General features: G+C 74.7%; 24 protein-coding genes and 1 pseudogene. 13 read left to right on the forward strand and 12 right to left on the reverse strand.

Annotated elements, in window-relative coordinates:
* The first annotated feature begins 37 nt into the window (after positions 1–37).
* On the forward strand, positions 38–1,111 hold the full coding sequence (locus tag FHU37_RS21680) for an SDR family NAD(P)-dependent oxidoreductase (RefSeq protein WP_312892710.1): 1,074 nt from the start codon (positions 38–40) through the stop codon (positions 1,109–1,111).
* A gap of 250 nt (positions 1,112–1,361) precedes the next feature.
* On the opposite strand, the gene FHU37_RS21685 is transcribed toward FHU37_RS21680, so the two are convergent.
* Positions 1,362–2,441 carry a S1 family peptidase gene (locus FHU37_RS21685; RefSeq protein ID WP_312892711.1) on the reverse strand — a complete coding sequence of 360 codons (1,080 nt, stop codon included), beginning with the start codon at positions 2,439–2,441 and terminating at the stop codon, positions 1,362–1,364.
* A gap of 375 nt (positions 2,442–2,816) precedes the next feature.
* Here FHU37_RS21685 and FHU37_RS21690 point away from each other — a divergent pair, with 375 nt between their 5' ends.
* Entirely contained in the window at positions 2,817–3,404 is a 588-nt protein-coding gene (locus tag FHU37_RS21690) for a DUF308 domain-containing protein (RefSeq protein WP_312892712.1), read from the forward strand.
* An 11-nt stretch (positions 3,405–3,415) separates the two neighbouring features.
* Here the strand turns inward: FHU37_RS21690 and FHU37_RS21695 are convergent, their stop codons facing one another.
* From FHU37_RS21695 to FHU37_RS21710, 4 genes are all read right to left on the reverse strand, one after another.
* Complete coding sequence (locus tag FHU37_RS21695) at positions 3,416–4,453, reverse strand: L-idonate 5-dehydrogenase (RefSeq protein WP_179815788.1); 1,038 nt, start codon at positions 4,451–4,453, stop codon at positions 3,416–3,418.
* 60 nt (positions 4,454–4,513) lie between these two features.
* Positions 4,514–5,284: an SDR family oxidoreductase gene (locus tag FHU37_RS21700; RefSeq protein WP_179815789.1), complete on the reverse strand. Its 771-nt coding sequence runs from the start codon at positions 5,282–5,284 to the stop codon at positions 4,514–4,516.
* Positions 5,285–5,401: 117 nt separating this feature from the next.
* The gene (locus tag FHU37_RS21705; RefSeq protein WP_179815790.1) at positions 5,402–6,802 is read right to left on the reverse strand and encodes a GntT/GntP/DsdX family permease; all 1,401 of its coding nucleotides are present in this window, start codon (positions 6,800–6,802) and stop codon (positions 5,402–5,404) included.
* 12 nt (positions 6,803–6,814) lie between these two features.
* Complete coding sequence (locus FHU37_RS21710; RefSeq protein WP_179815791.1) at positions 6,815–7,342, reverse strand: gluconokinase; 528 nt, start codon at positions 7,340–7,342, stop codon at positions 6,815–6,817.
* A gap of 184 nt (positions 7,343–7,526) precedes the next feature.
* On the opposite strand from FHU37_RS21710, the gene FHU37_RS21715 reads away from it, so the two are divergent.
* Both FHU37_RS21715 and FHU37_RS21720 read left to right on the forward strand, forming a co-directional pair.
* The gene (locus FHU37_RS21715; RefSeq protein ID WP_376773998.1) at positions 7,527–8,264 is read left to right on the forward strand and encodes a FadR/GntR family transcriptional regulator; all 738 of its coding nucleotides are present in this window, start codon (positions 7,527–7,529) and stop codon (positions 8,262–8,264) included.
* Between the two features lie 233 nt (positions 8,265–8,497).
* Entirely contained in the window at positions 8,498–9,058 is a 561-nt protein-coding gene (locus FHU37_RS21720; protein WP_246450053.1) for an ATP-binding protein, read from the forward strand.
* Between the two features lie 112 nt (positions 9,059–9,170).
* On the opposite strand, the gene idi is transcribed toward FHU37_RS21720, so the two are convergent.
* The 3 genes from idi to galE form a co-directional block, all read right to left on the reverse strand.
* Positions 9,171–9,701 (reverse strand): isopentenyl-diphosphate Delta-isomerase, encoded by a 531-nt coding sequence (gene idi / locus FHU37_RS21725; protein ID WP_179815792.1) that lies wholly within the window; start codon positions 9,699–9,701, stop codon positions 9,171–9,173.
* Positions 9,702–9,830: 129 nt separating this feature from the next.
* Positions 9,831–10,790: a cation diffusion facilitator family transporter gene (locus FHU37_RS21730; RefSeq protein ID WP_179815793.1), complete on the reverse strand. Its 960-nt coding sequence runs from the start codon at positions 10,788–10,790 to the stop codon at positions 9,831–9,833.
* 195 nt (positions 10,791–10,985) lie between these two features.
* A complete protein-coding gene (gene galE, locus FHU37_RS21735) occupies positions 10,986–11,951 on the reverse strand; it encodes a UDP-glucose 4-epimerase GalE (RefSeq protein WP_179815794.1) in 966 nt (321 codons plus the stop codon).
* A gap of 94 nt (positions 11,952–12,045) precedes the next feature.
* Here galE and FHU37_RS21740 point away from each other — a divergent pair.
* From FHU37_RS21740 to FHU37_RS21750, 3 genes and pseudogenes are all read left to right on the forward strand, one after another.
* Positions 12,046–12,435, forward strand: a pseudogene (locus tag FHU37_RS21740) (glycosyltransferase family 2 protein); the annotation flags it as partial.
* Positions 12,436–12,526: 91 nt separating this feature from the next.
* Positions 12,527–13,468, forward strand: a complete 942-nt coding sequence (locus tag FHU37_RS21745; protein ID WP_179815795.1) for an ABC transporter permease — start codon at positions 12,527–12,529, stop codon at positions 13,466–13,468.
* A gap of 106 nt (positions 13,469–13,574) precedes the next feature.
* Complete coding sequence (locus tag FHU37_RS21750) at positions 13,575–14,327, forward strand: ABC transporter ATP-binding protein (RefSeq protein WP_312892793.1); 753 nt, start codon at positions 13,575–13,577, stop codon at positions 14,325–14,327.
* A 78-nt stretch (positions 14,328–14,405) separates the two neighbouring features.
* Here FHU37_RS21750 and FHU37_RS21755 read toward each other — a convergent pair whose 3' ends face one another.
* Positions 14,406–14,807: a nitrite reductase (NAD(P)H) small subunit gene (locus tag FHU37_RS21755; RefSeq protein ID WP_179815796.1), complete on the reverse strand. Its 402-nt coding sequence runs from the start codon at positions 14,805–14,807 to the stop codon at positions 14,406–14,408.
* A 480-nt stretch (positions 14,808–15,287) separates the two neighbouring features.
* Here FHU37_RS21755 and hpnC point away from each other — a divergent pair, with 480 nt between their 5' ends.
* From hpnC to FHU37_RS21775, 4 genes are all read left to right on the forward strand, one after another.
* A complete protein-coding gene (gene hpnC / locus FHU37_RS21760; protein WP_312892794.1) occupies positions 15,288–16,238 on the forward strand; it encodes a squalene synthase HpnC in 951 nt (316 codons plus the stop codon).
* 8 nt (positions 16,239–16,246) lie between these two features.
* A complete protein-coding gene (locus tag FHU37_RS28530; protein WP_376773999.1) occupies positions 16,247–17,215 on the forward strand; it encodes a phytoene/squalene synthase family protein in 969 nt (322 codons plus the stop codon).
* 74 nt (positions 17,216–17,289) lie between these two features.
* On the forward strand, positions 17,290–18,762 hold the full coding sequence (gene hpnE / locus FHU37_RS21770) for a hydroxysqualene dehydroxylase HpnE (protein ID WP_312892795.1): 1,473 nt from the start codon (positions 17,290–17,292) through the stop codon (positions 18,760–18,762).
* A gap of 44 nt (positions 18,763–18,806) precedes the next feature.
* A complete protein-coding gene (locus tag FHU37_RS21775) occupies positions 18,807–19,901 on the forward strand; it encodes a polyprenyl synthetase family protein (RefSeq protein WP_179816470.1) in 1,095 nt (364 codons plus the stop codon).
* Positions 19,902–19,954: 53 nt separating this feature from the next.
* On the opposite strand, the gene FHU37_RS21780 is transcribed toward FHU37_RS21775, so the two are convergent.
* Positions 19,955–20,659: a TetR/AcrR family transcriptional regulator gene (locus FHU37_RS21780; protein WP_312892714.1), complete on the reverse strand. Its 705-nt coding sequence runs from the start codon at positions 20,657–20,659 to the stop codon at positions 19,955–19,957.
* A 17-nt stretch (positions 20,660–20,676) separates the two neighbouring features.
* Here FHU37_RS21780 and FHU37_RS21785 point away from each other — a divergent pair, with 17 nt between their 5' ends.
* Together FHU37_RS21785 and FHU37_RS21790 are read left to right on the forward strand one after the other, a co-directional pair.
* Complete coding sequence (locus FHU37_RS21785; RefSeq protein WP_179815799.1) at positions 20,677–22,194, forward strand: MFS transporter; 1,518 nt, start codon at positions 20,677–20,679, stop codon at positions 22,192–22,194.
* Positions 22,195–22,324: 130 nt separating this feature from the next.
* The gene (locus FHU37_RS21790; protein ID WP_179815800.1) at positions 22,325–22,714 is read left to right on the forward strand and encodes a VOC family protein; all 390 of its coding nucleotides are present in this window, start codon (positions 22,325–22,327) and stop codon (positions 22,712–22,714) included.
* 78 nt (positions 22,715–22,792) lie between these two features.
* Here the strand turns inward: FHU37_RS21790 and FHU37_RS21795 are convergent, their stop codons facing one another.
* Positions 22,793–23,758, reverse strand: coding sequence for a sirohydrochlorin chelatase (locus tag FHU37_RS21795; RefSeq protein ID WP_246450055.1), 966 nt, complete (start codon positions 23,756–23,758; stop codon positions 22,793–22,795).
* Positions 23,759–23,947: 189 nt separating this feature from the next.
* On the reverse strand, positions 23,948–26,416 hold the full coding sequence (locus tag FHU37_RS21800) for a putative bifunctional diguanylate cyclase/phosphodiesterase (protein WP_179815801.1): 2,469 nt from the start codon (positions 26,414–26,416) through the stop codon (positions 23,948–23,950).
* Positions 26,417–26,743: the final 327 nt, after the last annotated feature.

Here is a 26,743-nt window from a genome sequence, read left to right on the forward strand (position 1 = left end):
AACGACCCAGGAACCGTCCCAAGGTGGTGCTGCCCCCGTGATCCGACCCGCGGCCCTGACGAGCCTGATCCCCCTGCTGGGCGTCCGCGACCACACCCGCTCCCTCGGGTCGTCGCCGCACGTTCCCCGCGGCCCGGCGCCGGTCGCGGTGGTCTCCGGCGGCTCCCGCGGGCTCGGCCTGTGCATGGCGCGCGAGCTGGGGGGCCGCGGCTTCCGGGTGGTGCTCGGCGCGCGCCAGCAGGGGGAGCTGGACGAGGCGGTGGACGCGCTGCGCGCCGTGGGCGTGGAGACCGCGACCGTGGCCTGCGACCTGCGGCGGCCCGGCGAGGCGGCCCGGTTGGTGGAGGCGGCGGTGGACCGCTACGGCCGGCTCGACATGGTCGTCGCCAACGCGGGGGTCATCGAGGTGGGGCCGTTCGAGGCCATGGCGGACGAGGAGTTCCACGACGCCATGGACACCATCTTCTGGGGCGCCTACGGGCTGGTCCGCTCGGCCCTGCCGCACCTGCGGCGCTCGCCGGCGGGCCGGGTGCTGGTGATCAGCTCCATCGGCGGGCGGATCTCGGTGCCGCACCTGCTGCCGTACAGCTGCGCCAAGTTCGCCGTGCAGGCGTTGGGCGAGGGGCTGCGGGCGGAGCTGGCGGGCAGCGGGGTCACCGTCACCACGGCGGTGCCCGGGCTGATGCGCACGGGTTCGCACGTCCAGGTGCGGCTGGCCGGGCAGGCGCGCAAGGAGTACGGCTGGTTCGCGGCGCTGTCCGGGATGCCGCTGCTGTCGATGGACGCCGGGCGGGCGGCCGCGCGGATCGTCCGGGCCGCGATGCGCGGCCGGCCGGAGATCGTGCTCACCCCGGCGGCGAAGCTGGGGGTGCGGGCCCACGGCATCGCCCCGGCCACCACGACCCTGGCCCTCGGGCTGGTCAACCGGGTGCTGCCGGCTCCGGAGGGCGGGCCCCGGGCCACCGTGCCGGCCGGGCCGGTGGACCGGGCACAGCACTCCCGGCTGCTGGGGGTGCTGAAGTCGCTGAACGACCGGGCGGCCCGTTCCGCCAACCAGTTCTCCCCGCAGGGCCGCCCCTGGGGCAACAACCGACCGCGCCGCACGGCCTGAGCGGGTGCCGGTTCCGCGGGGGCGGGCGCGAGTGGGCTGACCGGGCGGGCTCGCGCCGCGCGGCCCGGGAACACGACGGCGGGTGGGGGTGCGCGGCCGGCCAGGGCCGCGCACCCCCACCCGTGTGGTGCGTCGCGAGCGTCCCGCGCACCGCCGGTCCGGTCCGGGGGGCCGGGCGGGGCGGTCCCGGTTCGGCGGGCGGGCCGGCGAGGGCGCCTGGTGGGAGGGCGCTCGCCGGAGTGGCGCGGGCCTAGAAGACGCTCAGGCCGTAGACGCTCAGCGGCTCGGTGACCGGCTGGAAGTACGTGGTGCCGCCGGTGGAGCAGTTGCCGCTGCCGCCGGAGGTGATGCCGTAGGCGGTGGTGCCGGCGAACAGCGAGCCGCCGCTGTCACCGGGCTCGGCGCAGACGCTGGTGCGGATCAGCCCGTAGACCGAGCCCTGCGCGTAGTTGACGGTGGCGTTCAGGGCGGTCACGGTGCCGCTGCGCACGCCCGTGGTGCTGCCGCTGCGCCGGACCGTCTGGCCGACGACCGGGGTGCCGGCCGAGGTGATGTCCTGGTAGCCGGCGCCGTACAGGTACACGCTGCCCTCGGGGGTGACGCTGCCGTCGTAGCGGATGACGGCGTAGTCGTTGCCGGGGAAGCTGCTGCCGGACATCGCGCCGATGCGGCTGGTCAGGCCGGAGTTGCTGTACCACACCGAGCCGGTGGAGCCGCAGTGGCCGGCGGTGATGGCGTAGTACACGCCGCTGCTGCTGCGGGCGTTGAAGCCGAGCGAGCAGCGGGCGCCGCTGCGGTAGATGGCCTGGCCGCCGGCGATGGTGGGGGTGAACTCGCCGGCGACGGTCTCCACCCGGACGGCGTCGCCGTACCGGGCGGTGACCCGCTCGACCTGGGCCCGCTCGGCGCGGGAGACCGTCTCGTCGAGTGAGACGACGACCTGGTTGGTCACCGGGTCGGTGGCCCAGGCGGTGCCCGGGATCTTGGCACCCGCCTCCAGGGCGGCGGTCACCGCGGCGAGCTCCTCGGCGCTGTACTCGACCTTCTCCGGGACCGCGCCGGCGGCCCGGACCTCGGCGGCCGCGGCGTCGGAGGTGACGGTCACCACCAGTTCGCCGTTGGTGCCGAGGTAGGAGCCCGCGGTGGCGTCCTCGCCGAGGTCCTCGGCGAGGTTGACGGCGAGCCGGGCGGTGGCGTCGCTCGCCACGCCGATGTTCGCGGCGGTGGACGAGCTGGCCGGGAGGGCGGCCAGGGTGGCGGCGGCGAGCACGGCGGCCATGGCGGAGCCGAGGGCGGTGCGGCGCCTGCGGGACGGCTTGTGCAGGGTCACGTGAGTCTCCTCATGAGGGGGGTGGGGAGGAACTGTGACGATCTGTTGGGCACGCACGCTGTTGACGTGATCCCGCCCTGTAAGGCGTGATCACGTCAAGCACTTGGATTATTGGGAGCCCGGAACGGCCCGCACAAGGGCCCGGGAGGGACGGAATGGTGCCGCCGACACGTCTTCGCTGGTCAGCGGCGAGAACTCTGGGTGAGGGTTCATAACATTTGCGTACTGGTAATCCGCGGGCAACATCCGGTGAATCACCCCTCATCCGCCCGAAAACGAGCCTCAACGGATTCATTGGTGAGAACCGGAAACATCGGGGCAAAAGCCTCCCGGCGTCCCGGTCGGGACGCCGGGAGCTACCGGGAGGTGGTCACGGTGAGTGAAGGGCGGCGTGGGAGGGGGGAACGGGCGGCGGCGGTGGACTCCCCGGGCAACGCCGGCACGGTCCTCGTGGTGCTCGGCGTGGTGGCGGTGCTCGCCGGCTTCGTCGGGATCCTGTGGGCCGGATTCGCCGGGCTGGCCTCGATGGCGCTCTTCGGCTGGCTGCTGCTGATCGGCGGGGCGGTCGGCCTGGTCCAGGCCCTCAGCTCCCGGCGGGGCGAGGGCTTCTGGCCGGCCCTGGTGGTCGCCGCGCTGAACATCGCCGCCGGCGTGGTGGTGCTGCGCCATCCGACGGTGGTGGCCGAGGGCCTGCTGATGCTCGCCGCGCTGCTCTTCCTGGCCGGCGGACTCTTCCGGATCGGCGGAGCCTTCACCACCCACGGCCGCACGATGGTCTGGCTGCTGCTGCTCGGCCTGTTCGACCTGCTGCTCGGGCTGCTGGTGCTGGCCGAGTGGCCCAACCGCGCGCTGGCCACCATCGGCACCTTCCTCTCCCTGGCGGTGCTGGTCGACGGGCTGGCCCTGATCGGCCTCGGTCTCGGCATGCGCCGCATCCTCGGCGCGTTCCGCACGCCGTCCTGAAGGCTTGCCGGTCACGAGGCCCGGAGGCGAACCGAGCCCAATTCGAGCAACACCTTGCAGGAGCGGGTGCGGTCGGCGGCCAGGCGGAAGGCGTCGCCGGCGCGGTCCAGCGGCAGCACGTCGGTGATCAACGCCTCCAGGGCGGGCGTCGCGGCCAGCAGGCGCAGCGCGTCGTCGAACTCGTCGTCGAAGCGGAAGGCGCCGCGCAGGTCGATCTCCCGGCTCACCAGCAGGTTGCCGGCGAACGGCACCGATCCGGGCGGCAGCATGCCGAGCTGCACCACGGTGCCGCCCCGCCGCACCCGGCGCAGGCAGGTCTCCAGGCCGGCCGGGGAGCCGGAGGCCTCCACGGCGACGTCCACCTCGGCGGGCCAGGCGGCGGACGGGTCGTCCGCCCGCACCGTGGCCGTCGCCCCGGCCGTCGTCGCCGACGCGAGCGCCGCCGGCAGCAGGTCGGAGACGGTCACCGCGCCGGCCCCGGCCGCCCGTGCGGCGGCCACCACCAGGCAGCCGATCGGGCCGGCGCCGGTCACCAGCACGTGGCGCCCGGCGACGTCACCCGCCCGCCGCACCGCGTGCAGCGCCACCGCCAGCGGCTCGGCCAGGGCCGCAGGCCGCAGCTCCAGACCGTCCGGGAGGGCGCGCAGCTGGGCCGCCGGCACCACCAGGTGCTGGACGAAGCCGCCCTGGACGTGCGGCAGGCGTGCGGCGCTGCCCAGGTAGCGGGTGTCCCGGCAGATGTTGGCCCGGCCGGCGCGGCACTCCGGGCAGGCCCCGCACGGGGTGGCCGGGTGGACGGCGACCGGTGTGCCCGGCGCGGGGCCGGCGCCGGAGTCGTTCGCGAGCACGGTGCCGACCACCTCGTGGCCGAGCACCATCGGTTCGCGCAGCGTGAAGTCGCCGACGCCGCCGTGCTTCCAGTAGTGCAGGTCGGAGCCGCAGATGCCGCCGTAGGCGACCTCGACGACGGCGTCGCCGGGGCCCGGCGTGGGGGTTCGCCACCCCGTCACCCGCAGGTCGCCGCGGCCGTGGATCACGCAGGCGCGCATCGGCGCGCTCCCTTCACTGGTGTTGGTGTGCCGTGTGGTGGCCGGGTGCGGTGGCCCGGTTCACAGCACGCTGGTCATGCCGCCGTCCACGTACAGCACCTGGCCGCCGACGAAGTCCGAGGCGGGGGAGACCAGGAACAGCAGCGCGCCCACCAGGTCCTCGGTTCGCCCCCAGCGGCCGGCCGGGGTGCGGCCGCGGACCCAGGCGTCGAACCGCTCGTCGGCGCGGAGCGGGGCGGTCAGCTCGGTGGCGATGTAGCCCGGGCCGAGGCCGTTGACCTGGATGCCGTGCGGGCCCCAGTCGGCGCACATGCCCTTGGTGAGCATCTTCAGCGCGCCCTTGGTGGCCGCGTAGGGGGCGATGCCGGGGCGGACCACCTCGCTCTGCAGCGAGCAGACGTTGACGATCTTGCCGTGCCCGCGCGGCAGCATCCGCCGGGCGACCTCGCGGCCGACCAGGAACGCGCTGGTCAGGTTGGTGTCCAGCAGCCGGTGCCAGTCGCCGTCGGAGAAGTCCTGGAGCGGCGCGCGGAGCTGCGCCCCGGCGTTGTTGACCAGGATGTCGATCGGGCCGGCCAGTTCCTCGGCGCGGGCCACGCCGGCGGTCACCGAGCCCGCGTCGGTGACGTCGAACGGCACGGTGTGCACCGGCCCGGGGCCGGCCTCGGCCAGTTCGCCGGCGGCGGCCGCCAGCCGCTCGGGGTCGCGTCCGTTGAGCATGACCGCGCAGCCCGCCTGGACCAGGCCGCGGGCCAGGGCCAGGCCGATGCCCCGGCTGGAACCGGTCACCAGCGCGGTGCGGCCGGTGACGTCGAACAGGGGGTGCGACACGGTGCGGATCTCCTGGGCGGGGTTCGGGCGCGGACGGGTTCGGCGATCGGCGGGTTCGGGGGGCGGGTGCCGGCCGGGGGCGGCCGGCACCCGCCCGAGGGGGGAGCGGAACGGGCGCTAGATGACCAGGCTGAGCAGCAGCACGCAGACCAGGCCGACCACCGAGATGATCGACTCCATCACGGTCCAGGTGCGCAGCGTCTGGCCGACGCTCATCCCGAAGTACTCCTTGACCAGCCAGAACCCGGCGTCGTTGACGTGCGAGGCGAACAGCGAGCCGGCGCCGATGGCCAGCACCAGCAGTGCGGCGTGGGTGGTGGACATGTCCGCGGCCAGCGGGGCGACCAGTCCGGCCGCGGAGATCGTGGCGACCGTGGCGGAGCCGGTGGCGACCCGGATGGCGACGGCGATCAGCCAGGCCAGCAGCAGCGGGGAGATGTTCCAGCCCTCGGAGTAGTGCAGGATCATCTCGCCGACGCCGACGTCGATCAGGGTCTGCTTGAAGCCGCCGCCGGCGCCGACGATCAGCAGGATGCCGGCGATCGGGCCCAGCGAGCGCTCCACGGTGGTGGAGATCCGGGCGCGGTCGAAGCCGGCCGCGCGGCCGAGGGTGAACATCCCGACGATCACGGCGGCGAGCAGGGCGACGACCGGCGAGCCGAGCACCTCGAAGGTCCGGCGGACCAGGTTCTCCTCGTCCGGGATGGTGATCTCGACCAGGGCCCGGGCCAGCATCAGCACGACCGGCAGAAGCACGGTGGAGACGGTGGCGACGAAGCCGGGGCGGCGGTCGAGTTCCGCGGAGGCGCGCTGCGGGACCAGGCCCTCGGGCGGGGTGACCGAGACCCAGCGGTCGGCGAACCGGGCGAACACCGGGCCGGCGACCGCGACGGTGGGTATGGCGATCAGCACGCCGAGGGCGAGGGTGATGCCGAGGTCGGCGCCGAGGGCGTCGACGGCGGCCAGCGGGCCGGGGTGCGGCGGCACCAGGCCGTGCAGCACGGACAGGCCGGCCAGGGCGGGGATGCCGATGCGCATCAGCGAGTGCCCGCCGCGCTTGGCGATCAGCAGCACGACCGGGATCAGCAGGACGATGCCGACCTCGAAGAACAGCGGCAGTCCGATGAGCGCGGCGATCAGCGCCATCGACCAGGGAAGTGAGCGCGGACCGGACCGGGCCAGGATGGTGTCCACGATCTGGTCGGCGCCGCCGGAGTCGGCGAGCAGCTTGCCGATGATCGCGCCGAGCGCGATGAGGACGCCGACACCGGCCACCGTGGAGCCGAGGCCCCCGGTGAAGCTGCTGATGGTCGCGTCCAGGGGGGCTCCGGCCACCACGCCGAGCACCCCGGTGCCCAGCGTGAGGGCGAGGAAGGGGTGCATGCGGAAGCGGGTGATGAGCAGCACGATCACCGCGATGCCGGCGAGCACGGCGATGCCGAGCCGGCCGTAGTCGTCGGTGAGGTACTCGCTGCTCCCGGAACCGGCCGCCAGTAGCTCGACGTTGAGAACTGTCACGCCATTACTCCGTCAATGGGATCGCCGCAGCGCGGCGATGCTGTGCTCGATGATGGTCGCCGGGTCGGTGTCCACGCGGACGACCGCCCCGGCCTCGTCCCCCTCCAGCCGTTCCAGGGTCGCCAGCTGCGAGTCCAGGAGGGTGGTGGGCATGAAGTGGTCCGTGCGCGCGCCCAGCCGGGCCGCGATGACCTCGCGCGGCGCGTCCAGGTGGAGGAAGAACAGGTCGGGGTCGGTGGCGCGCAGCCGGTCCCGGTAGGCGCGCTTGAGGGCGGAGCAGCTCACCACGCCGCCGAGGCCCCGCCGGGACCGCGCCCAGTCGGCGATCGCGTCCAGCCAGGGCGCGCGGTCCTCGTCGTTCAGCGGGGTGCCGGCGGACATCTTGGCGATGTTGGCCGGCGGGTGGAAGGAGTCGGCTTCGGCGTAGGGGACGCCCAGGCGCTCGGCCAGGGCGGGGCCGATCGTGGTCTTGCCGACTCCGGACACCCCCATGACGACGATCACCCGCGTCGTGGCAGGGGAGCGCGTCTCCGGGCTCATGTGGACCCACCTCACTGTGGAAGTCGAAACGTCGGTCCACCGCCTCGGGAGTGAGGGTGGGCCGTCCCTCGCGCCGGCTGGCTGGAGGGGCCCCACAGGTGTAACTCCATAGGTATGACTTATTCAAGTCACTGAACCAAAAAAGTCATACCAATGTGATGTGTGGGGTGGATGGGTTCGGTGGATGCCCTACGCTGATGCGCGGCAGAAGGGACGGGACCGGCAGATGGCGACCGAGGGGCTGTACCACCGCGTGCTCGGCACGCTCGGGCCGGCCATCGTCGCCGGGGAGTACCCGCCCGGCAGCGTGCTGCGCACCGAGGAGCTCGAGGAGCGGTTCGGGGTGTCCCGGACGGTGGTGCGCGAGGCGGTCAAGATCCTGGAGTCCATGCGGCTGGTTGCCTCGCGCCGCCGGGTCGGTGTGACGGTCCTGCCGGCGAGCGAGTGGAACGTCTTCGATCCGTGGGTCATCCGCTGGCGGCTCGCCGGGGCCGACCGTCCGCGTCAACTGCGCTCCCTCACCGTGCTGCGTTCGGCGATCGAGCCCACGGCCGCCGGCCTGGCGGCTGACCACGCGCTGCCCGAGCACTGCGCCCGGATCACCCAGCGTGCCATGGACATGGTCGCCGCGGCCAAGGCCCGCGACCTCCAGGAGTACCTGGTGCACGACATCGCCTTCCACCGCGCGATCCTCGACGCCTCCGGCAACGAGATGTTCGCCCGGCTCGGGGACGTGGTGGCCGAGGTACTGGCGGGGCGCACCCACCACCACGTGATGTTCAGCGAGCCGGATCCGGAGGCGGTGCGCTGGCACGTGGAGGTCGCCGAGGCGGTGCGCTGCGGCGAGGCGGAGCGGGCCGAGCGCACCATGCGGGACATCTGCGTGGGCGCCATGCGGGAACTGGACATCCTCGCGCCCTGACCCGGCACGCGGCGGTGTGGGCGCTCCCGCGGCGGAGACCGTTCATCAACGGTCGAATATCAGTCCGTATCGATCGGCAAGCGGCGTCCATTGGTCGGAATTGACCGTCTTCTGTCGTCATGCACCCGTGCGCTCCCGTGCGCCTACAGTGACGGACAGGAGCCGCGGCGGAGGATCCGCCAGGGCAGGAGCGCTCCACGACGGCCCCCGTACGGGGCCACGAGCAGGGCGGGATGGACGGCATGGACGGCTGCGAGGGTGATCTTCCCGCTTCCACGGGGGCGGCGGCGCCGGTCGACCGCCGGTACCAGATGGACGCCCACGGCCGGTGCAGCTTCCGCCTCCCCCCGGTGGAGCCCTCGGTGCCCCGGGCCCGGCACGTCGTCCGGGACACGCTGGCCGCCTGGGGCGTCCCGGCGGGGGAGGAGCTCTCCGACGCGGTGCAGCTGATCGTCTCCGAGCTCGTCACCAACTCCGTCCGCTACGCGGCGAGGTGCTCCGAGAACGTCCGGGTGGAACTGCGCCTCGCCCCCGACCACGTGCGGATCGCCGTGGCCGACCGTGACCCGGTGGCCCCGCGGGCGTTGTGGCAGGTGCCCGGACTGTCCCAGGCGTCCACCGCGCGCGAGGGGGGCAGGGGGCTGTTGCTGGTGCGCGCCGTCGCCGAGGGCCACGGTGGCAGCTGCGACATGGACGGCACGGTGGAGGGGGGCAAGGAGATCTGGGCGTTACTGCCGAGGGTCCCGACCCGCCCCGGCCGAACGACCACGGGTTCGCTGCACGCCGTGCAGTGAGGTGCCCCGCACCGTCCGGGGCATCGGAACAACACCGAGCGATCGATCCCGCATTCACCCGAGGGCCGCGCCCCGTCCGGAATCCTCCGGACGGGGCGCGGCCCCCGTGCGATCAGGCGCGGAAGCCGAGGTCCATCTCGCGCAGGACCGGCTCGACCCCGCCGAGGACCACCGGGAACCACACCGAGAACGGCTCCTTGTTGCGCAGTTCGTCGAGTTCGTCCGGGGTGACGAAGGTGGTCTCGGCGATCTCCGCCGGATCCGGGGCGAGGCTGCGCGGGGCGACCCCGACGAACAGGTGGTTGAACTCCCGCTCGACCAGGCCCGAGCTGGGGTCCGGCAGGTCGTAGCGGACGGTGCCGGCCTCGCGCAGCAGGGCCGGGGCGGAGCCCAGCTCCTCCGAGGTGCGGCGGGCGGCGGCCACGAACGGGGCCTCGCCGGGGTAGGGGTGGCCGCAGCAGGTGTTGGACCACACCCCGGCGGAGTGGTACTTGCCCTGGGCGCGCCGCTGCAGCAGCATCCGCCCGGCGTCGTCGAAGAGGAACACCGAGAACGCCCGGTGCGGCATGCCCGGTGGCCGGTGGGCGGTGAGCTTCTCCTCCGTGCCGATCGTCCGACCGTCCTCGTCCACGAGTTCCAGCATGCCCACAGTGACAAGCCACCTTCCTCGGCGCCCCGGCGCCTCACGACGTCCCGTCGATCTTCGCTCATCACGGCCCCGGACCGCGAACGAACACGTGCTCGTCGCACGCGGCGGCCGGCCCGCGCCGGGTCAGTGGCAGACGCCCTCGTGGTTGCTGTGCGCGGCCGGCTCGATCTGGAAGGTGCAGTGCGAGACGTCGAAGTGGTCGCCGAGGCAGGAGTGCAGCTCGTCCAGCAGGGTGTGCTGCCCGCCCGCGCAGTCGGCGATCCCGCCGCCGGCCACGGCGGGTTCCACCACGACGTGCGCGGAGAGCACCGGCAGCCCGGAGGTGACCGTCCAGGCGTGCAGGTCGTGCACGTCGAGCACGCCGTCCAGCTCCAGGATGTGCTGGCGCACCCGGGCGAGGTCGACGTCCTTCGGGGTGGCCTCCAGGAGCACGTCCACCGCCTCGCGCAGCAGCCGCCAGGTGCGCGGCACGATCATCAGGCCGATCAGGGCCGAGGCGATCGGGTCGATCCGGTGGATCCCGGTGAGCCCGACCAGCACGGCGGAGACCAGCACGGCCACCGAGCCCAGGGTGTCCGCCAGCACCTCCAGGAAGGCGCCGCGGACGTTCAGCGACTCCCGCTGCGCGCGGACCAGCAGCAGCATGGAGACGCAGTTGGCGACCAGGCCGACCAGCGCGAACACCACGGTGAGCCCGGATTCCACCTCCGGCGGGTCAACGATGCGGCGCGCCGACTGCACCAGGATCCAGGCGCCCACGGCGAACAGCACCACGGCGTTGAGGACGGCGGCGAGGATCTCCGCCCGGGCGTACCCGAAAGTCCGTGCGTCGGTCGCCGGTTTGTTCGCGAAATGCACCGCGATCAGTGCCAGGGCGATCCCCATGGCGTCGGTGGCGAGGTGTCCGGCGTCCGCCAGCAGGGCGAGGGAACCGCTCAGCAGGCCCCCCACCACCTGTGCGACCAGCGCGGACAGTGTCAGCGCGAGCACCACTCGGAGCCGGTTGCGGTGGGCGCCGGCCGCGGTGGCGATGCCGCCGTGGTGGTGACCGCCGGGCCCGTGTCCGTGGCTGTGGCCACCCATGGTTATTCCCCTCCTCCGCGCGGCATTTCCGCGATGCCGGTCAGTTGCCAGTCAATAGTGTGAATACCTCCGGAAGCAAGCGCGCAATGAAGCTCGTTGTCATATTCGCTGGAATGGCGACATTACCCGCGGTCCGTGGTCGGGAGTGGTGGAAAAGAATTCGATTGTCACTCCCGGGCGGGCGCCCCGCGGGGCCTATCCGTGCAGCCGGCGCCCCTCCCAGGCCGAGGCCACCATCTCGCGCAGCCCGTGCCGCGCCGCCCAGTTCAGCTCCTTGGCGATCAGGTCGGCCGAGGCCACCACGCGGGCCGGATCCCCGGGGCGGCGCGGCGCCACCACCGGCTCCAGGTCCGGGCGGCCGGTGACCTGGACGATCAGGCGGCTCATCTCGCGCACCGACACCCCCTCGCCGCGCCCGATGTTCAGGGTCAGCGCGGTGGCCGGGTCGGCGCGCAGCCGGCGGGCGGCGGCCAGGTGCGCGGAGGCCACGTCGGCGACGTGGATGAAGTCCCGCACGCAGGTGCCGTCCGGCGTCGGGTAGTCGTCACCGAAGATCACCGGCGGCTCGCCCGCGGCGATCCGCCGGAACATCATCGGCACCAGGTTGGACTCCCCGACGTCCGCCAGCTCCGGGGTGGCGGCGCCGGCCACGTTGAAGTACCGCAGGTTGGCGTACGCGACGACGTGGGCGGCGGCGGTGTCCCGCACCATCCACTCGCCGACCAGCTTGGTCTCGCCGTAGGGGTTGACCGGGGCGCACGGGGTGTCCTCGGTCACCAGGTCCACGTCCGGCATCCCGTACACCGCGGCGCTGGAGGAGAAGACGAAGCGCCGCACCTCGGCGTCGACCACCGCCTCCAGCAGCGTCTGCATCCCGTGCACGTTCTCCCGGTAGTAGAACAGCGGGCGCTCGACCGACTCCGCCACCCGCTTGCGGGCCGCGATGTGCACCACGCCGGTGACCCGGTACGACCGCAGCACCCGGTCCAGCAGCGGCCGGTCCAGCACCGAGCCGTGCACCAGCGGCACGTCCGGCTCCAGCCGCTCGTCCCGGCCGGTGGTGGCGTCGTCGAGTACCACGACCTCTTCCCCGGCGGTGGTCATGGCGCGCACCACATGGCTACCGATGTAGCCGGTTCCTCCAGTCACAAGCCACGTCATGGGGCGAATCGTAGGGGTTGGCCCACACTTGTCCGAAGTGTCTCGGTCGGGCGCGGCGCGACGGCACACGGGGGAGGGGCGCGAAAGTGAACGCCAGGTCGGCGGCCTGCCCGGCGGCTTCTCCCACGCCCACGAGGGGACCGATCCGGCCTGGTGCGCTTTGGATGCCGGCTGGCAGATCGACTACCGTTCGGACATCGTGTTGGAGCACCCGGCGACCGCGCCGAGCCGGCACGCCGTGTACCACCGCATGGTCGCCCGCAACCGGGCCGGCTGGCCCGGCGGAACCTGCCGTGGCCACTGGTTCCGCGTCCCCGGGCACGTGGATCCTGCTGACCCCGGCCCGGCGGCCCCCCCGGCGGCGCCGCGGGCCCGGTGGGGCGGGTTCCGTGAGGGCTGGCGGAGGCCCTGCGGTACGCGTCGTCCGATGGCCTGGCGTACCGTGTGGCGGCTGACCCGTCCGGGGCGGCCACCCGTGGTGTGAACCTCGGTACGCTCGCTCCCTCTCCGCCCGCGCGCGGGCGGAGGCGCAAGGCTCGACGCCGGAACTGCCTTTGAGGACGAAAGTGTCAACAGTGACCGAACCAAGCCCGAACGGGACGGCGGGGGGCGGCGGCACCTCCGCGCCCGCTGGGGGAGACGAGTCCCTCACTCCGGCGGAGCTCGCCGCCAAGTACGGACTGTCGCAGAGCGGGGCCCGTCCCACCCTGGCGGAGTACTGCCGGCAGCTGTGGCAGCGCCGCCACTTCATCCAGGCCTACTCCAACGCCAAGCTCCTGACGATGTACTCCGGGGCGCGCATCGGGCAGGTCTGGCAGGTGCTGACGCCGCTGCTGAACGCCGCGGTCTACTACCTGATCTTCGGGCTGCTGCTGGAGACCGACCGGGACATCGAGAACTTCCCGGCGTTCCTGATCACCGGCGTCTTCGTCTTCACCTTCACCCAGACGGCCGCGCTCCAGGGCACCAAGGCGATCTCCGGCAACCTCGGCCTGGTCCGGGCCCTGCACTTCCCGCGCGCCGCCCTGCCGATCGCCATCACCCTCAGCCAGCTCCAGCAGCTGCTGATCTCCATGGTGGTGCTGTGCGGGATCGTGATCGCCACCGGCGAGCCGCTGACCTTCAACTGGCTGCTGGCGGTGCCGGTGCTGCTGCTGCAGTCGCTGTTCAACGTCGGCCTGTCGCTGATCATGGCCCGGCTCGGGGCGCAGCTGCCCGACATGTCGCAGCTGATGCCGTTCATCCTGCGCACCTGGATGTACGCCTCCGGCGTCATGTACTCGATCTCGGTCTTCGCCCAGGACGCCCCCACCTGGGTGCGGCTCGGCTTGGAGCTCAACCCGGCCGCCGCCTACATTGAGTTGATGCGTGAGGCGCTGATCGACTCGGTGAACCGGGCGGACAGCGTGCTGTCGGTCGGCCTGCTGTGGGGAGCGGCCGCCGCCTGGGCGCTCGTCGTCGGCATCGGCGGGTTCGTGTACTTCTGGAAGGCTGAGGAGCGGTACGGACGTGGCTGAGCAGCGGGCGGCGGACGGCGCGGTGGCCGTGGCGGACGAGGCGGGGGCGGCGGCGCGGGCCGCGGCCGAGGCGGAGCGGCAGGCGCCCCAGGAGCGGCGCCCCACGGTGGTCGCCGACGACGTGCACATCTACTACCGGGTGTACGGCGGGGCCCGGAGCCGGGGCAGCGCCGCCAACGCGCTGCGCCGGATGGTCACCCGCAAGGGCGGGCCCAGCGTGCGGGTGGTGCGGGCGGTCAAGGGGGTCACCTTCACCGCCTACCGGGGCGAGGCGATCGGCCTGATCGGCACCAACGGCTCCGGCAAGTCCACGCTGCTGCGCGCGGTGGCCGGGCTGCTGCCGGTGGAGAAGGGCGCGATCTACACCGACGGCCAGCCGTCGCTGCTCGGCGTGAACGCCGCGCTGATGAACGACCTGACCGGCGAGCGCAACATCGCCCTGGGTGGCCTGGCCATGGGGATGACCCCGGAGCAGGTCAAGGCGCGCACCCAGGCCATCATCGACTTCTCCGGCATCAACGACAACGACGACTTCGCGTCGCTGCCGATGCGCACCTACTCCTCCGGCATGGCGGCCCGGCTGCGGTTCTCCATCGCCGCGGCCAAGTCGCACGACGTGCTGCTCATCGACGAGGCGCTGGCCACCGGCGACGCCCGCTTCCAGAAGCGCAGCGAGGAGCGGATCCGGGAGCTGCGCAAGGAGGCCGGCACGGTCTTCCTGGTGAGCCACAACAACAAGTCGATCCGGGACACCTGCGACCGGGTGATCTGGCTGGAGCAGGGCCTGCTGCGCCTCGACGGGCCCACCGACGAGGTCCTCAAGGAGTACGAGGCCTACACCAAGGCCAAGAAGAAGTAGCCGGGGCCGGCGGACGGCCGGCGAACGGGTGGGCCCCGCGGCGTCCGACGCCGCGGGGCCCTTCGTGTCCAGTACCGGTCAGTGCACCCGCACCCGGTGCTTGCGCAGGCCGGTGCCGGGCGCCTGCAGGCACTCGCCGGTGTCCAGCGCGAAGTGCCGGCCGGGCGCCGTGGCGACGACCGTGCGGTCGCCGCGGTCGGCGAGCCGGCCGTGCGAGACGTCCGCGTCGCCGCCGAGCGGGTCGACGTTGTCCAGGGCGTGCACCCGGCCGGTGTCGTCGCGGAAGACCGCGACCTCCCGCTCGACCACCCGGACGGCCAGCCCGCGGCCGGTCTCCAGGGCGTCGTAGCGGCAGACCGGCAGCCAGCCGCCCTCCGTCCACACCTGCACCCAGGCGGGGCGCCCCGCCGGTGCGCTGCCGGCCTCCCAGACCCGTTCCCGGCCGGTGGGTGGCACGTGCTCCGTCAGTGAAGTCGTCATCCGTGGTGCCTTTCGAGGGTGGGTACGGCGGCCGCGCCGACCGCCGCGGCGTCGGCAGGGCGGGCACCGCCGCACGCGGTGCTCCGCGGCCACCCGTGACCGCTCCGGTCGCCGGCCGCTGCCCGGGGCCGTGACGCGCGCCCGCACGGCGGCGCGTCGTGCCCTCGTCAGGACCGGTGTCGTCCGGGTGGATGGGGGAGCGGGAAGCCCTGCCGCCACTGCCGAATGTACGGGATGGACCGGCCCGGGGGCAGCCGGGAAACCGGCCTGGCGGGGACGTTTGCGGCGGCGTGTCCGTTGGACAGAGGTCGGTGGAACTCGTGTACAACGGAGGGCGTGGCGGATATGGGGCATTTGTCTGGTTCGGCGGAGCGGGCGGCGCGGAGGGCGGGCGATGTCCCGGCCACCGACGCGCCCACCCCCGCCGCCGGCCCCGCCGTGACCGGCGCCGCGCCCTCGGCGCCACCGGACACCGACCCCGTGCTGCGCCGCGCCGGGCGGGAGAACTTCCCCGTCGCCCCCGCCTTCCTACCCCGCGCCGCCCGCCGCGACCTGATGGCCATCTACGGCTTCGCCCGGCTGGTCGACGACATCGGCGACGGCGACCTGCCCGCCGACGGCCCGGACGCCACCGCCCTGCTCGCCGCCGCCTCGCCCCCGGTCCGCGAGCGCGCCCGCCGCGCCGCCGCCGAGGGCCGGCCCGCCGACGCCCGCCTGGCCGCGCTCGACGCCCTGGAGGAGGACCTCCTGCGGGCCGTGGCCGGCCAGGCCGCCGCCCACCCCCTGCTGGCCGCCCTCACCCCCACCGCCACCCGGCACCGCCTCGACCCCGAACCCTTCCGGCGCCTGGTCGAGGCCAACCGGCGCGACCAGCGCGTGCACCACTACGACAGCTACGAGCAGCTCGTCGACTACTGCGCCTACTCCGCCGACCCGGTCGGCCGGCTGGTGCTCGCCGTCACCGGCGCCGACAGCCCCGCCAACCGGCGGCTGTCCGACTCCATCTGCACCGGCCTGCAGATCATCGAGCACCTCCAGGACGTCGCCGAGGACCGCGACCGCGGCCGCCGCTACCTCCCCGCCGAGGACCTGACCCGCTTCGGCGTCACCGACGAGGACCTGCGCGCCCCCTCGGCCGGCCCCCGGCTGCGCGCCCTGATCGCCTTCGAGGGCCGCCGCGCCGCCGACCTGCTGGACCGGGGGGCACCCCTCGTGGCCTGCGTGAGCGGCCGTCTGCGAGTGTTGTTGGCGGGGTTCGTCGGAGGAGGACGCGCCGCGCTGGCCGCCGTGGCCGCACGTGACCACGACGTCCTCACCGGTTCCCCGACCCCCACTCCCGGCCGTGTGCTCAGGGAGACCGCCCGGGTGTACATCCGCCCCCGGGCACGACGCGACGGCCTCCCCACGGCCCGGCGAGAGAAGAAGAGGTGAGCCGAGGAGTGCAGCTCCCAGGCGGACACGACGACACCGCACGACGGCTGCCGCCGCCCGGCCCGGAGGCGGCAGCGGCCTACACCTACTGCGAGGCGGTCACCCGGTCCCAGGCCCGCAACTTCTCCTACGGCATCGCGCTGCTGTCCGGCGACCGCCGGCGCGCCATGTCCGCCATCTACGCGTTCGCCCGGCGCATCGACGACATCGGCGACGGCACCGCGCCCGCCGACCGCAAGACCGACCAGCTGACCCGGAACCGCCGGGTGCTCTCCAACATCGCCGAGCTGCGCGCCCTCCCCGCCACCGAGGCCGTCGCCACCGCGTCCGACATCCACCGGCACGACCCGGTGGCGCTCGCCCTGACCGACACCGCCACCCGCTTCCCGATCCCGCTGGACGCCCTCGAGGAGCTCATCGACGGCGTCAGCATGGACATCGCCGGCACCTCCTACCGCACCTGGGACGACCTGCGGCACTACTGCCGCTGCGTGGCCGGCACCATCGGCCGGCTCAGCCTCGGCGTCTTCGGCAGCACCGCCCGCGGCGCCGCCGAGGCCGCCCGCGCCTCCCGGCTCGCCGACACCCTCGGCGTCGCCCTGCAGCTCACCAACATCCTGCGCGACCTGCGCGAGGACGCCCTGGTCGGCCGCAGCTACCTGCCCAGCGCCGAGCTGGAACGGTTCGGCTGCCAGGACGGCTTCAGGGCCGGCCACCCCGCCCCGGGATCCGACTTCGCGGGCCTGGTGAAGTTCCAGGCGCACCGCGCCCGGGAGCTGTTCGAGGAGGGCTTCCAACTGCTGCCCATGCTGGACCGCCGCAGCGCCGCCTGCGTCTCGGCGATGGCCGGCATCTACCGCCGCCTGCTCACCCGGATCGCCGCCGACCCGGGCGCGGTGCTGCGCGGCCGGGTGGCGCTGCCCGGCAGGGAGAAGGCCCTGGTGGCCGCCACCGGCCTGCTCGGGGTCCGCCCGTGACGGGCCGTGGGCCGGCCGCGCCCCGACCCGCCGGCGCCGTCCGCCGGCGCGAGGGCGGCGACCCGGCACGGGCCGTGGTGATCGGCGGCGGCATCGCCGGCACCACCGCCGCCCTCGCCCTGGCCGACGCCGGCGTCCGCACCACCCTGCTGGAGGCCCGGCCGCGGCTCGGCGGGCTGGCCTTCTCCCTGGAACGGGACGGCCTGCCGGCCGACAACGGCCAGCACGTCTTCATGCGCTGCTGCACCGCCTACCGCCGCCTGCTGCGCCGCCTCGACGCCGAGCGGCTGACCCGCCTCCAGCCCCGGCTGGACGTCCCGGTGCTGGACGCCTCGCGGCCGGGCGCGCCGCGCACCGGCCGGCTGCGCCGGGTGGCCGCGCCCGCCCCGCTGCACCTCGCCCCGGCGCTGGCCGGGTACCCGCACCTGAGCCCGGTCGAGCGTGCCGGGGCGGTGCGCGCCGCCCTGGCGATGCGCCGCCTCGACCCCGGCGACCCGGCCCTGGACCGGCAGACCTTCGCCGACTGGCTGCGCCGGCAGGGCCAGAGCCCGCGCGCGGTGGCCGCCCTGTGGGACCTGGTGGGCGTCGCCACGCTCAACGCGCCGGCCGAACGGGCCTCGCTGGCCCTGGCGGTGAAGGTGTTCCGCACCGGCCTGCTGGGCCGGGCGGACGCCGCCGACATCGGGATCGCCACCGCGCCGCTGGGGGCCATCCACCACGACGCCGCCGGTCAGGCGCTGCGCCGGGCCGGCGTCGAGGTGCTGCTGCGCACCCCGGCCCGGGGGATCCGGCCGGCCGACCCGGCGGGCGCCGGCGCGGCGGGCGCGGCCGAGGCGCTGGCCGCCCCGGCCCTGCCCGGCGGGGGACCGGGGGATCCGTCCCGGCACCTGGTGCTGCTGGACGACCGGGCGCTGGAGGCGGACGTGGTGGTGCTGGCCGTGCCGCCCGAGCGGGCCGCGGCGCTGCTGCCGCCCGGCGCGCTGGTCGAGCCGGAGCGGCTGCGGGCGTTCCGGCCGGCGCCCATCGTCAACCTGCACGTGCGCTACGACCGCCCGGTGCTGGACCTGCCGATGTTCGCCGCGCTGGGCACCCGGGTGCAGTGGGTGTTCAACCGGACGCGGCTGGCCGCGGCCGGCGGGCGCGGCACCGCCGCCGGGGCCGACGACGGCGGCCAGTACCTCGCCGTCTCGCAGTCCGCCGCCACCGAGGACGTCGACCTGCCGCTGCGCGAGCTGCGCGAGCGGTACCTGCCGGAGCTGGCGCGGCTGCTGCCGCGGGCGCGCGCCGCCCGGGTCACCGACTTCTTCGTGACCCGGGAGCGCGCCGCGACCTTCGCCCCGGATCTCGGCGTCGCCCGCCTGCGCCCACCGGCTCGCACGCGTGTTCCAGGGCTACTCCTGGCGGGGGCTTGGACGGCGACGGGCTGGCCCGCCACGATGGAGGGCGCGGCACGCAGCGGGGAGGCCGCGGCGGGGGCCGCGTTGGACGCCCTGGACCGGCGAGGAGGCCAGTGGAGACCGAGCATCGACCGGAAGGTGGCAGCGTGACCCTGCGAACCGACCGCACCGAGCAGCCGGCCGGCGCCGGCGTCATGGCACCGGGCGCCACCGGCCCGGAGGCCGTCACCGGCCCGGACGACGGCGGCGGCCCGGTGGCCGTCTCCGCCGACCGCCCGCCGGTTCCCGCGCTGCTGAACGAGGCGCGCGCGCTCTGCCTGCCGCTGCTGCGTGCCGCGGTGTCGGCGCTGGCGGCGCCGATGGACGCGGTGGCGGCCTACCACTTCGGCTGGACGGACGCCGCCGGGAACCCCGCCAGCGGGGACGGCGGCAAGGCGGTGCGGCCGGCCCTGGCGGTGCTCTCCGCCCGGGCGGCCGGCGCCGGGGCCGCAAGCGGTGCGCCGGCCGGCGTGGCCGTGGAGCTGGTGCACAACTTCTCCCTGCTGCACGACGACCTGATGGACGGTGACGAGCAGCGGCGGCACCGGGACACCGCCTGGAAGGTGTTCGGCCCGGCCCAGGCCGTGCTGGTCGGTGACGCCCTGTTCGCCGCCGCCTTCCAGGTGCTGCACGAGCACGGCGGGCCGCACGCGGCCGCGGCCGTCGCCCGGCTGACCACCGCCTCCCGGGACCTGATCACCGGTCAGGCGCAGGACCTCTCCTTCGAGGCCCGGGGGAACGTGGGCCTGGCCGAGTGCCTGGAGATGGAGGGCAACAAGACCAGCTCGCTGCTGGCCTGCGCCTCCTCGCTGGGCGCCGTGCTGGCCGGGGCGCCGGCGCCGCTGGTGGAGGCGCTGGCGCGGTACGGCCACCACCTGGGGCTGGCCTTCCAGGCCGTGGACGACCTGCTCGGCATCTGGGGGGAGCCGGAGGTCACCGGCAAGCCCAACTGGAGCGACCTGCGCCGCGGCAAGAAGTCGCTGCCGGTGGTGGCGGCGCTGGGCAGCGGACTGCCGCAGGCCGCCGAGCTGGCCCGGATGTTCGACACCGGCGCGGTGACCTCCGAGGAGGACGGCCCGGCCCGCGCCGCCGCGCTGGTGGAGGAGGCCGGCGGGCGGGACTGGGCGGCGGCCGAGGCGGACCGGCGGTTCGCGGCCGCCCTGGAGGCGCTGGACGGCACCGAGATGGATCCGGGCGCCCGGGCGAGCCTGCGCGACCTCGCCGAGTTCGTGGTGCGCCGCAGCAGCTGACGCCGGACCCGGTGGGCGCGGGGGTGGGTCGCACGGCCCGCCCCCCGTCGTCGTCACGGCGCCGGACGCGGCAGGTAGCCGTGGAGGAAGGCGTGGACGCCGTCGGCGACGATCTCGTCGGCCTCGGCGTCGTCGGTGGGCGCCTCGGGGTACGTGCTGAGGACCTCGCCGGCGACCAGCAGCATCAGGTGGTTGGCCGCCTGGTAGGGGCGCGCGATCTCCAGCAGGCCCTGTTCGGCCAGGGCGGCGAGCCGGTCGGCGAGGTACCGGCGGACCCGCCGCGGGCCGGCCTCCTGCCAGGCTTCCAGGGCCTCCGGCGGGAAGTGGCCGGCCTCGGCGTTGATCTGCCGGACCAGCGCGAAGTGCTCGGGGGCGTCCTGCATCTGGTTCCGCCAGGCGCGGCCCCACGCGATCAGGGCGGCCTCCAGGTCGGTCACCTCGCCCAGGTGCTCGTCGATCACCGCCTCGCGCGCGGCCGAGACCCGCTGGGCGCTCTCCAGGATGGCGCTGCGGAAGAGCTCCTCCTTGCCGCCGAAGTGGTTGTAGAGGGTGCGGGTGGAGACCCCGGCCTCCTTGGCGATGGCGTCGATGCTGGCGCGCGGGTATCCGTCGCGGCCGAACACCACGCGCGCGGCGCGGGTGATGGCCTCGCGCTTGGCGGCCAGCCCCCGGCGCGGAGCGGCGGGGGGCTCGTTCTCGCTGGTGATGGTGGTACCTCCGGGTCGGGTACAACGGTCGTTGCACCACTTGCCATACACGTTGTACTTTACCTGGCATGGCCTCAGACACAGCGGCGCCGGCCCCCGTCTCCGGCGTCCCCTCCGCCGTCCCCTCCGTCACCGGTCACCCGAGGCGGCACCGCCCCGGCTTGACCCTGGCCGCCGTGCTGCTGGGCTACCTCACGCTGCCGATGTCGATGTCCGGGACGACCGTCGCCCTCCCCGGCATCGGCGCGGACCTCGGCGCCTCCGGCGCGCCCCTGCAGTGGGTGGTCACCGGCTACTTCCTCACCGCCTCCTGCTTCATGCTGGTCGCCGGCTCGCTCGGCGACCTCTTCGGCCGCCGCCGGATCTTCCGGATCGGCGCCACCGTCTACACCGCCGGTACCCTTGCGGGCGCCGCGGCACGGGACGTCCTCCTGCTGGACGTGGCGCGGACGCTCACCGGCGCCGGCGCCGCCGGGGTGATGGCCGGCGGCGGCGCGATCCTGGCCACCACCTTCACCGGCGCCGCCCGCACCCGCGCCTTCGCCACCGTCGGCACGGTGGCCGGGGTGGGGCTCGCCCTCGGTCCCACGCTCTCCGGGGCGCTGGTCGGCCTCCTGGGCTGGCGCCCCACCTTCCTGCTCTTCGCGGCGGCCGGGGCGCTGGTCCTCGCCGGCACGGCGGTGATCGCCGAGTCGCGCGCCGACGCCGAGCGACGCCCCCGGGTGGACGTGGCGGGTGTGGTGACCTTCGTGGCCGGCCTGGCCCTGGCCATGTTCGGCATCACCCAGGTCGCCGGCGCCGGCTGGGGCAGCCCGCGGGTGCTGGCCCCGCTCGCCGCCGGGGTGCTGCTGCTGGCCGCCTTCCCGCTGGTGGAGCGGCGTGCCGAGCACCCCGTGCTGGACCTCGCCCTGCTGCGCGACCGCCCCTTCCTCGGCTGGTGCCTGGCCATCTTGACCATGGCCGTCGGCTCGGCCGGCGTGCTGATCTTCCTGCCCACCTACCTCCAGGGCGCCGGCGGGCTGACGGCCGGCGAGGCGGGGCTGGTGATGCTGATGATGACCTCGCCGGTGCTCTTCGTGCCGCCGCTCGGGGGCCGGTTGATCAACCGCGGGGTGTCGCCCCGGCTGCTGGTGGTGGCGGCGCTGCTGCTGCTCGCGGCGGGCAACGCGTGGCTGCTCGTGCTGCATCCCGGCGCCGGCGCCGGCACGCTGTTCGGTCCGCTGGTGACCATCGGCGTCAGCCAGGGGCTGGTCATCGGCATCATCGACGCGCAGGCGCTGAACCGGGTCGAGCCCGAGCGGATCGGAATGGCCTCGGGCTTCCTCAACACCGTCAAGGGCGGTTCCAACGCGCTGGTCCTGGCCCTGTTCGGGGCCGTGATGGTGAGCCTGCTCCGGGCGCGGGTGGGCTCCGCCGAGGTGGCCGCCCGGGTCGCCGCGGGAGACCTCGCCGGCTCCCGGCGGGACTTCCTCGCCGAGCAGTTCACCGGCGCCTGGCACGTCCTCGGCGGGACGGTCGCCGCCTGCTGCCTCGTCTCCGCCCTGTTCGTCGGCCACCTGGTCGGACGTTCCCCGGAGCGGCCCTGAGGGCGCCGCCGAGCGGGGTGCCGAGCGGGGTGCCGAGCGGGGTGCCGATCCCCGGGTGTTGATCTCCGTACGCCGTACGTTGTACTGTGTACGGAGTTGGGGGTGCGTCACTCCCGGGAAGGGGTCTGTCATGCGGGTCACCGCCTCGGCCGTGTCACTGACGGTCGATGACGTGGAAGCCTCGGTGAAGTTCTTCACCACGCACTTCGGCTTCCGCGAGGAGATGGCGGCCGACGGCTTCGCCTCGCTCGCCCGCGACGACGCGGCGATGAACCTGATCCTGCTCCGGCGCGGCATCGAGGTGCTGCCCGAGGGATTCCGGGACCAGCACGCCGCCGGCGTCATCGTGGCCTTCGTCGTCGACGACCTGGACGCGCAGGAGGCCAGGCTGCGCGAGGAGGGCGTGGCCATCACCATGCCGCTGCGCCAGGAGCCCTGGGGGGAACGCCTCTTCCAGGTCACCGACCCGAACGGCGTCGTCGTGGAACTCGTCGAATGGGTCAGCCCGCAGGGGGAGTGACCCGCCGTCACACGTCCGAGGCCCGAGCCGCACCGGCTCGGGCCTCGGACGTTCGGACCTTCGGCGGTCGCCGCACCGTCAGGGCGCCGGACGCTCCGCCGCCGGGGCGGCGTGCGCCGCACGCGTCGCCACCGCGGGCTCCTCGGCGGGCGCGTCCCCCGCCGGCTCCTCCTCCGGCACCACGCCGACCAGCGGCACGTACCGCTCCAGGATCAGCGGGGCTATGCCGGAGTACGCGCCCAGCGGCTCGGCGCACTCGCAGCCGGCCTGCTCCGCGTCCGCGCGCCAGCGCCCGGAGTCGGCCTCCGGGCCGATCAGGAACGGCGCCACGGCGATCCGCCCCGCCCCGGAGGCCCGCAGCTGTTCGGCCGCGGCCGCCACGGAGCCGGGCACGTCCACCGAGGCCGGCAGCACCGGCACGGCCAGCCGTGCCGCCAGCAGCACGCCGGTGGTCTGGGCCTCCGCGACCGCCGCCTCACCACCCGCGGTGGCGAGCACGATGCCGTCGGCCGCCATCGAGACGGTGAACAGCCGGGCCCGGTCCGCCCGGGCCAGCCCCGCCTCGGAGAGCCGCACGTGCAGCGCCTCGGCCAGCACCGGGTGCGGACCCAGCGGATCGGTCACCACGGCCTCCACGCCCGAGGCCACCACCGCCTTGCGCAGCTCCTCGATCACCCCCTCCACCGGGGCGACCAGCAGCGGCACCACGATCGCGACCGGCCCCGCGTCCTGCTCGGAGCGGTCGCCCGCGCCGTCGGCCGACCGCCGGGCCCGGCGCAGCTCGGCCAGTTCGGCCAGCGTCGCCCGCACGGCCCCCGGACCGGCGGTCAGCAGGATCTGGACCCCGGGCCGCTCGGCGCGCACCAGGGAGGCGATCTCCTGGGCCAGCCGCGGATCCGGGCTGCCGTCGGTGTCGGGGACGGCGAGCACCAGCGGTGGCGCACCGGGCGGCACCTGGAGCGGCTGGGGGCGCCGGTGCCGGCCGCGCTGGCGGGCACGGGGAGTACGGACGGGAAGGGAGGAACCGAGGTCAGCGGAGCTCATGCGGCCGGATCATAATCCCTTCGGCCGTACGCGCGGTGGTCGCCCCGGGGCGCGCCACCCGTCGGAAGGAAGCCGGCCACCAGGAGGTTTCGATCGGATATCGGTCCCCCTGGCGGGGAAACCACCCGGGTGTCGAACGGCGTCCGAATCCCCCGCGTCCCCCGGGGGTGTGCATCCCCGGCGGCGCCCTCACAGCTGCACCGGGCCGGTGGGCCCGGGCGCGGAGGGCGGGCCGAACAGGTAGCCCTGCCCGAGGTCGCAGCCCAGCTCCTCAAGCCGCCGGGCCTGCAGCTCGGTCTCCACGCCCTCCGCCGTCACGGTCAGCCCGAGCGCCCGCCCCAGCTGCACCAGGGCCGCCACGATGCGCAGCTCCACCGGGTCGGTGGCCAGCCCGGCGGCGCCCAGGCCGTGAACGAAGGAACGATCCAGCTTCAGTCCGTTCACCGGGAGCGAGCGCAGGTAGGAGAGGTTCGAGTACCCCGTCCCGAAGTCGTCGATGGACAGCCGCACCCCCATCGAGGACAGCTCCCACAGCACCCGTAACGGCTTGCCGTGGTCGTCCATCACGGCCGACTCGGTCAGCTCCAGTTGCAGCCGGTCCGGCGGCAGCCCGGTCTCGGCCAGGATCCGCTCCACCTGGCCGGGCAGCCGGTCGTCCTGGCACTGCCGGGCCGCCAGGTTCACGCTCACCAGCGGCGTGTGCCCGTCCGGCGCGGCGTGCGCCCAGGCCACGGCCTGCCGGCAGGCCTCCTCCAGCACCCAGCGCCCCAGCTCCACGATCAGGCCGCTGTCCTCCGCCAGGCCGATGAAGTGCCCCGGCCCCAGCACCCCCAGCTCCGGGTGCCGCCACCGCACCAGGGCCTCCGCGCAGACCGCGCGCCGCTCGGAGAATTCCACGATCGGCTGGTAGTGCACGAAGAACTGCCCGTGCCGCAGCGCCTCCGGCATGCTCCCGGCCAGCCGGTAGCGCGCCACCTGGCGGGCGTTGCGCTCCTCGTCGAAGACCGCCAGCCGGCCCTTGCCCTGCGCCTTCGCCCAGTACAGGGTGATGTCCGCGGCGCGGACCGCCTCCGCGGGGCCGGCCTTCTCCACCGGGCGCTCGATCACCCCGACGCCGGCCGTGATGGACATCAGCTGCCCCGCCACCTCGATCGGGTCGCTGAGGGCGTCCTGCGCCTGCCGCGCCACCTCCACGGCGTCCTGCGGCCCGGAGGTGTGCTCCACCAGCACCACGAACTCGTCGCCGCCCATCCGCGCCACCAGGCGGTCCGGGCCGGCCAGCCGCTGGGTCAGCCGGTGTGCCACCTCGCACAGCAGCGCGTCGCCGACGTCGTGCCCGGCGGCGTCGTTGACCACCTTGAAGGCGTCCAGGTCCAGGTAGCACAGCCCGAACCGGTCGCCCGGCCGCGGTTCGGAGAACATCTTCTCCAGCCGCCCGTACAGCAGCGAGCGGTTCGGCAGCCCGGTCAGCGGGTCGTGGGTGGCCTGGTGCAGCAGCCGGCTGTGCAGCTCGTGCCGCTCGGTGACGTCCTCCAGCATCGCTATCCGGTACAGCGGCTCCCCGCGCTCGTCGCGGATCACCGACAGGGTCAGCTGGACCCACAGCGACACCCCGTCCGGGCGGACCAGCCGGCGGTCCACCCGCGAGTGCCCGGTCCGCCCCGGCGCGCCCGCGCCCGCCGCGGCTCCCGGGGCGCCGGCGCCGCCCGGCGGGAACGCGGCCTCCCCCGGTGGGAAGGGCGCGGCGGGCGGGACGGGGGAGCCCGGTGCCGGCGCGGCCGGGAAGCCCGGCGGGACCGACGGCCCGGGCACGGGGATGCCGGGCGCGCCCGGGGTCCCGGCCAGGCCGGCGAGTCCGGCCAGCCCCGGTCTGCCGGGGAAGCCGGCGGACGGCCCGAACAGGGCGTCCCCGGACGACATGGAGGACATCGACGACAGGGTGTTGAACCCCGCGCTGGCGAACACCGCGTCCAGTTCGCCGGAGGACTCCCGCGGATCCAGCCCCAGCAGCACCGTCAGGTCGCGGCCGCGCAGCGACTCCACCGGCCGTCCCAGCATCTGCGCCAGCGCCCGGTTCGCCTCCACCACGAAGCCGTTCGGGTCGGCGATCGCGATGCCCAGGGCCGCCTCGTCGAACATGGTGCGGAAGCGGGCCTCGCTGGTGCGCAGCGCGCGCGCCGCCTCGATGCGCGCGCTCAGCGCCGCCCGCTGCACCGACTCCTGCTCGTCCTGGGTGCGTTCCCGCAGCGCCGTCATGCAGCCGGCCGCCACCGCGCCCTGGAGCGCCGCCAGGCGCTCGGCGAGGTCGGGCTGCTCGGGCAGCCCGGGCAGCGCCGGCGGGCAGTCGGGCAGGGGCAGCTGGGTGAGGGTGGCGATGCTGCGGGAGAGCGCCTCGGGGGTGGCCAGCTGCGCGTCGACCAGCGCCCTGCCCACGTGCCGGCCGGCCGCGGCCGAGAACGGCACCGCGCACAGCGCCTCGTACAGCGTGCCGGCCAGGTCGTACAGCAGATCGGTCAGCTCCGCCGCCGTCCGCGTCACCTGGCTCGTGCCGGCCACCGCGTCCGCCCAGGCACGGGCGAAGGCGTGCAGTGACGGCGAACAGGCGGCCGCCGGCCCCACCCCGGTGGAACCGGCCGAACCCCGTATGTGTCCGGTCATGGGAGGTGACGCGGCTCCCCCCGACCCGTGCCGGCGCGCGGTGGGCGGCCGGCCGACGTCGAAGGGACCTGCCCCGTGGGCCCCGAGACGCGGGGGCCACGTTTCTGCGGCATCGTCATCGGGCTCCTCCGGGCGGGGCAGGCAGGCGGTCCCGAGGACCCCCTCCACTTTCAACAGTTGACGTGGTCACAGTCAAGCTCCTGTCGGCGGAACGGGCCACCGGCGCAGCGCCGGACCGGTACCTGGTCAGACGACCGAACCATGGGGGTACGGTTCCCGTTGCGCGCGCCGTGATCCGCCCGGTCGGTCGGGCGACCGGTGACGGTC

It is taken from the genome of Allostreptomyces psammosilenae, from assembly GCF_013407765.1.
In the GTDB taxonomy this organism is placed as follows: domain Bacteria; phylum Actinomycetota; class Actinomycetes; order Streptomycetales; family Streptomycetaceae; genus Allostreptomyces; species Allostreptomyces psammosilenae.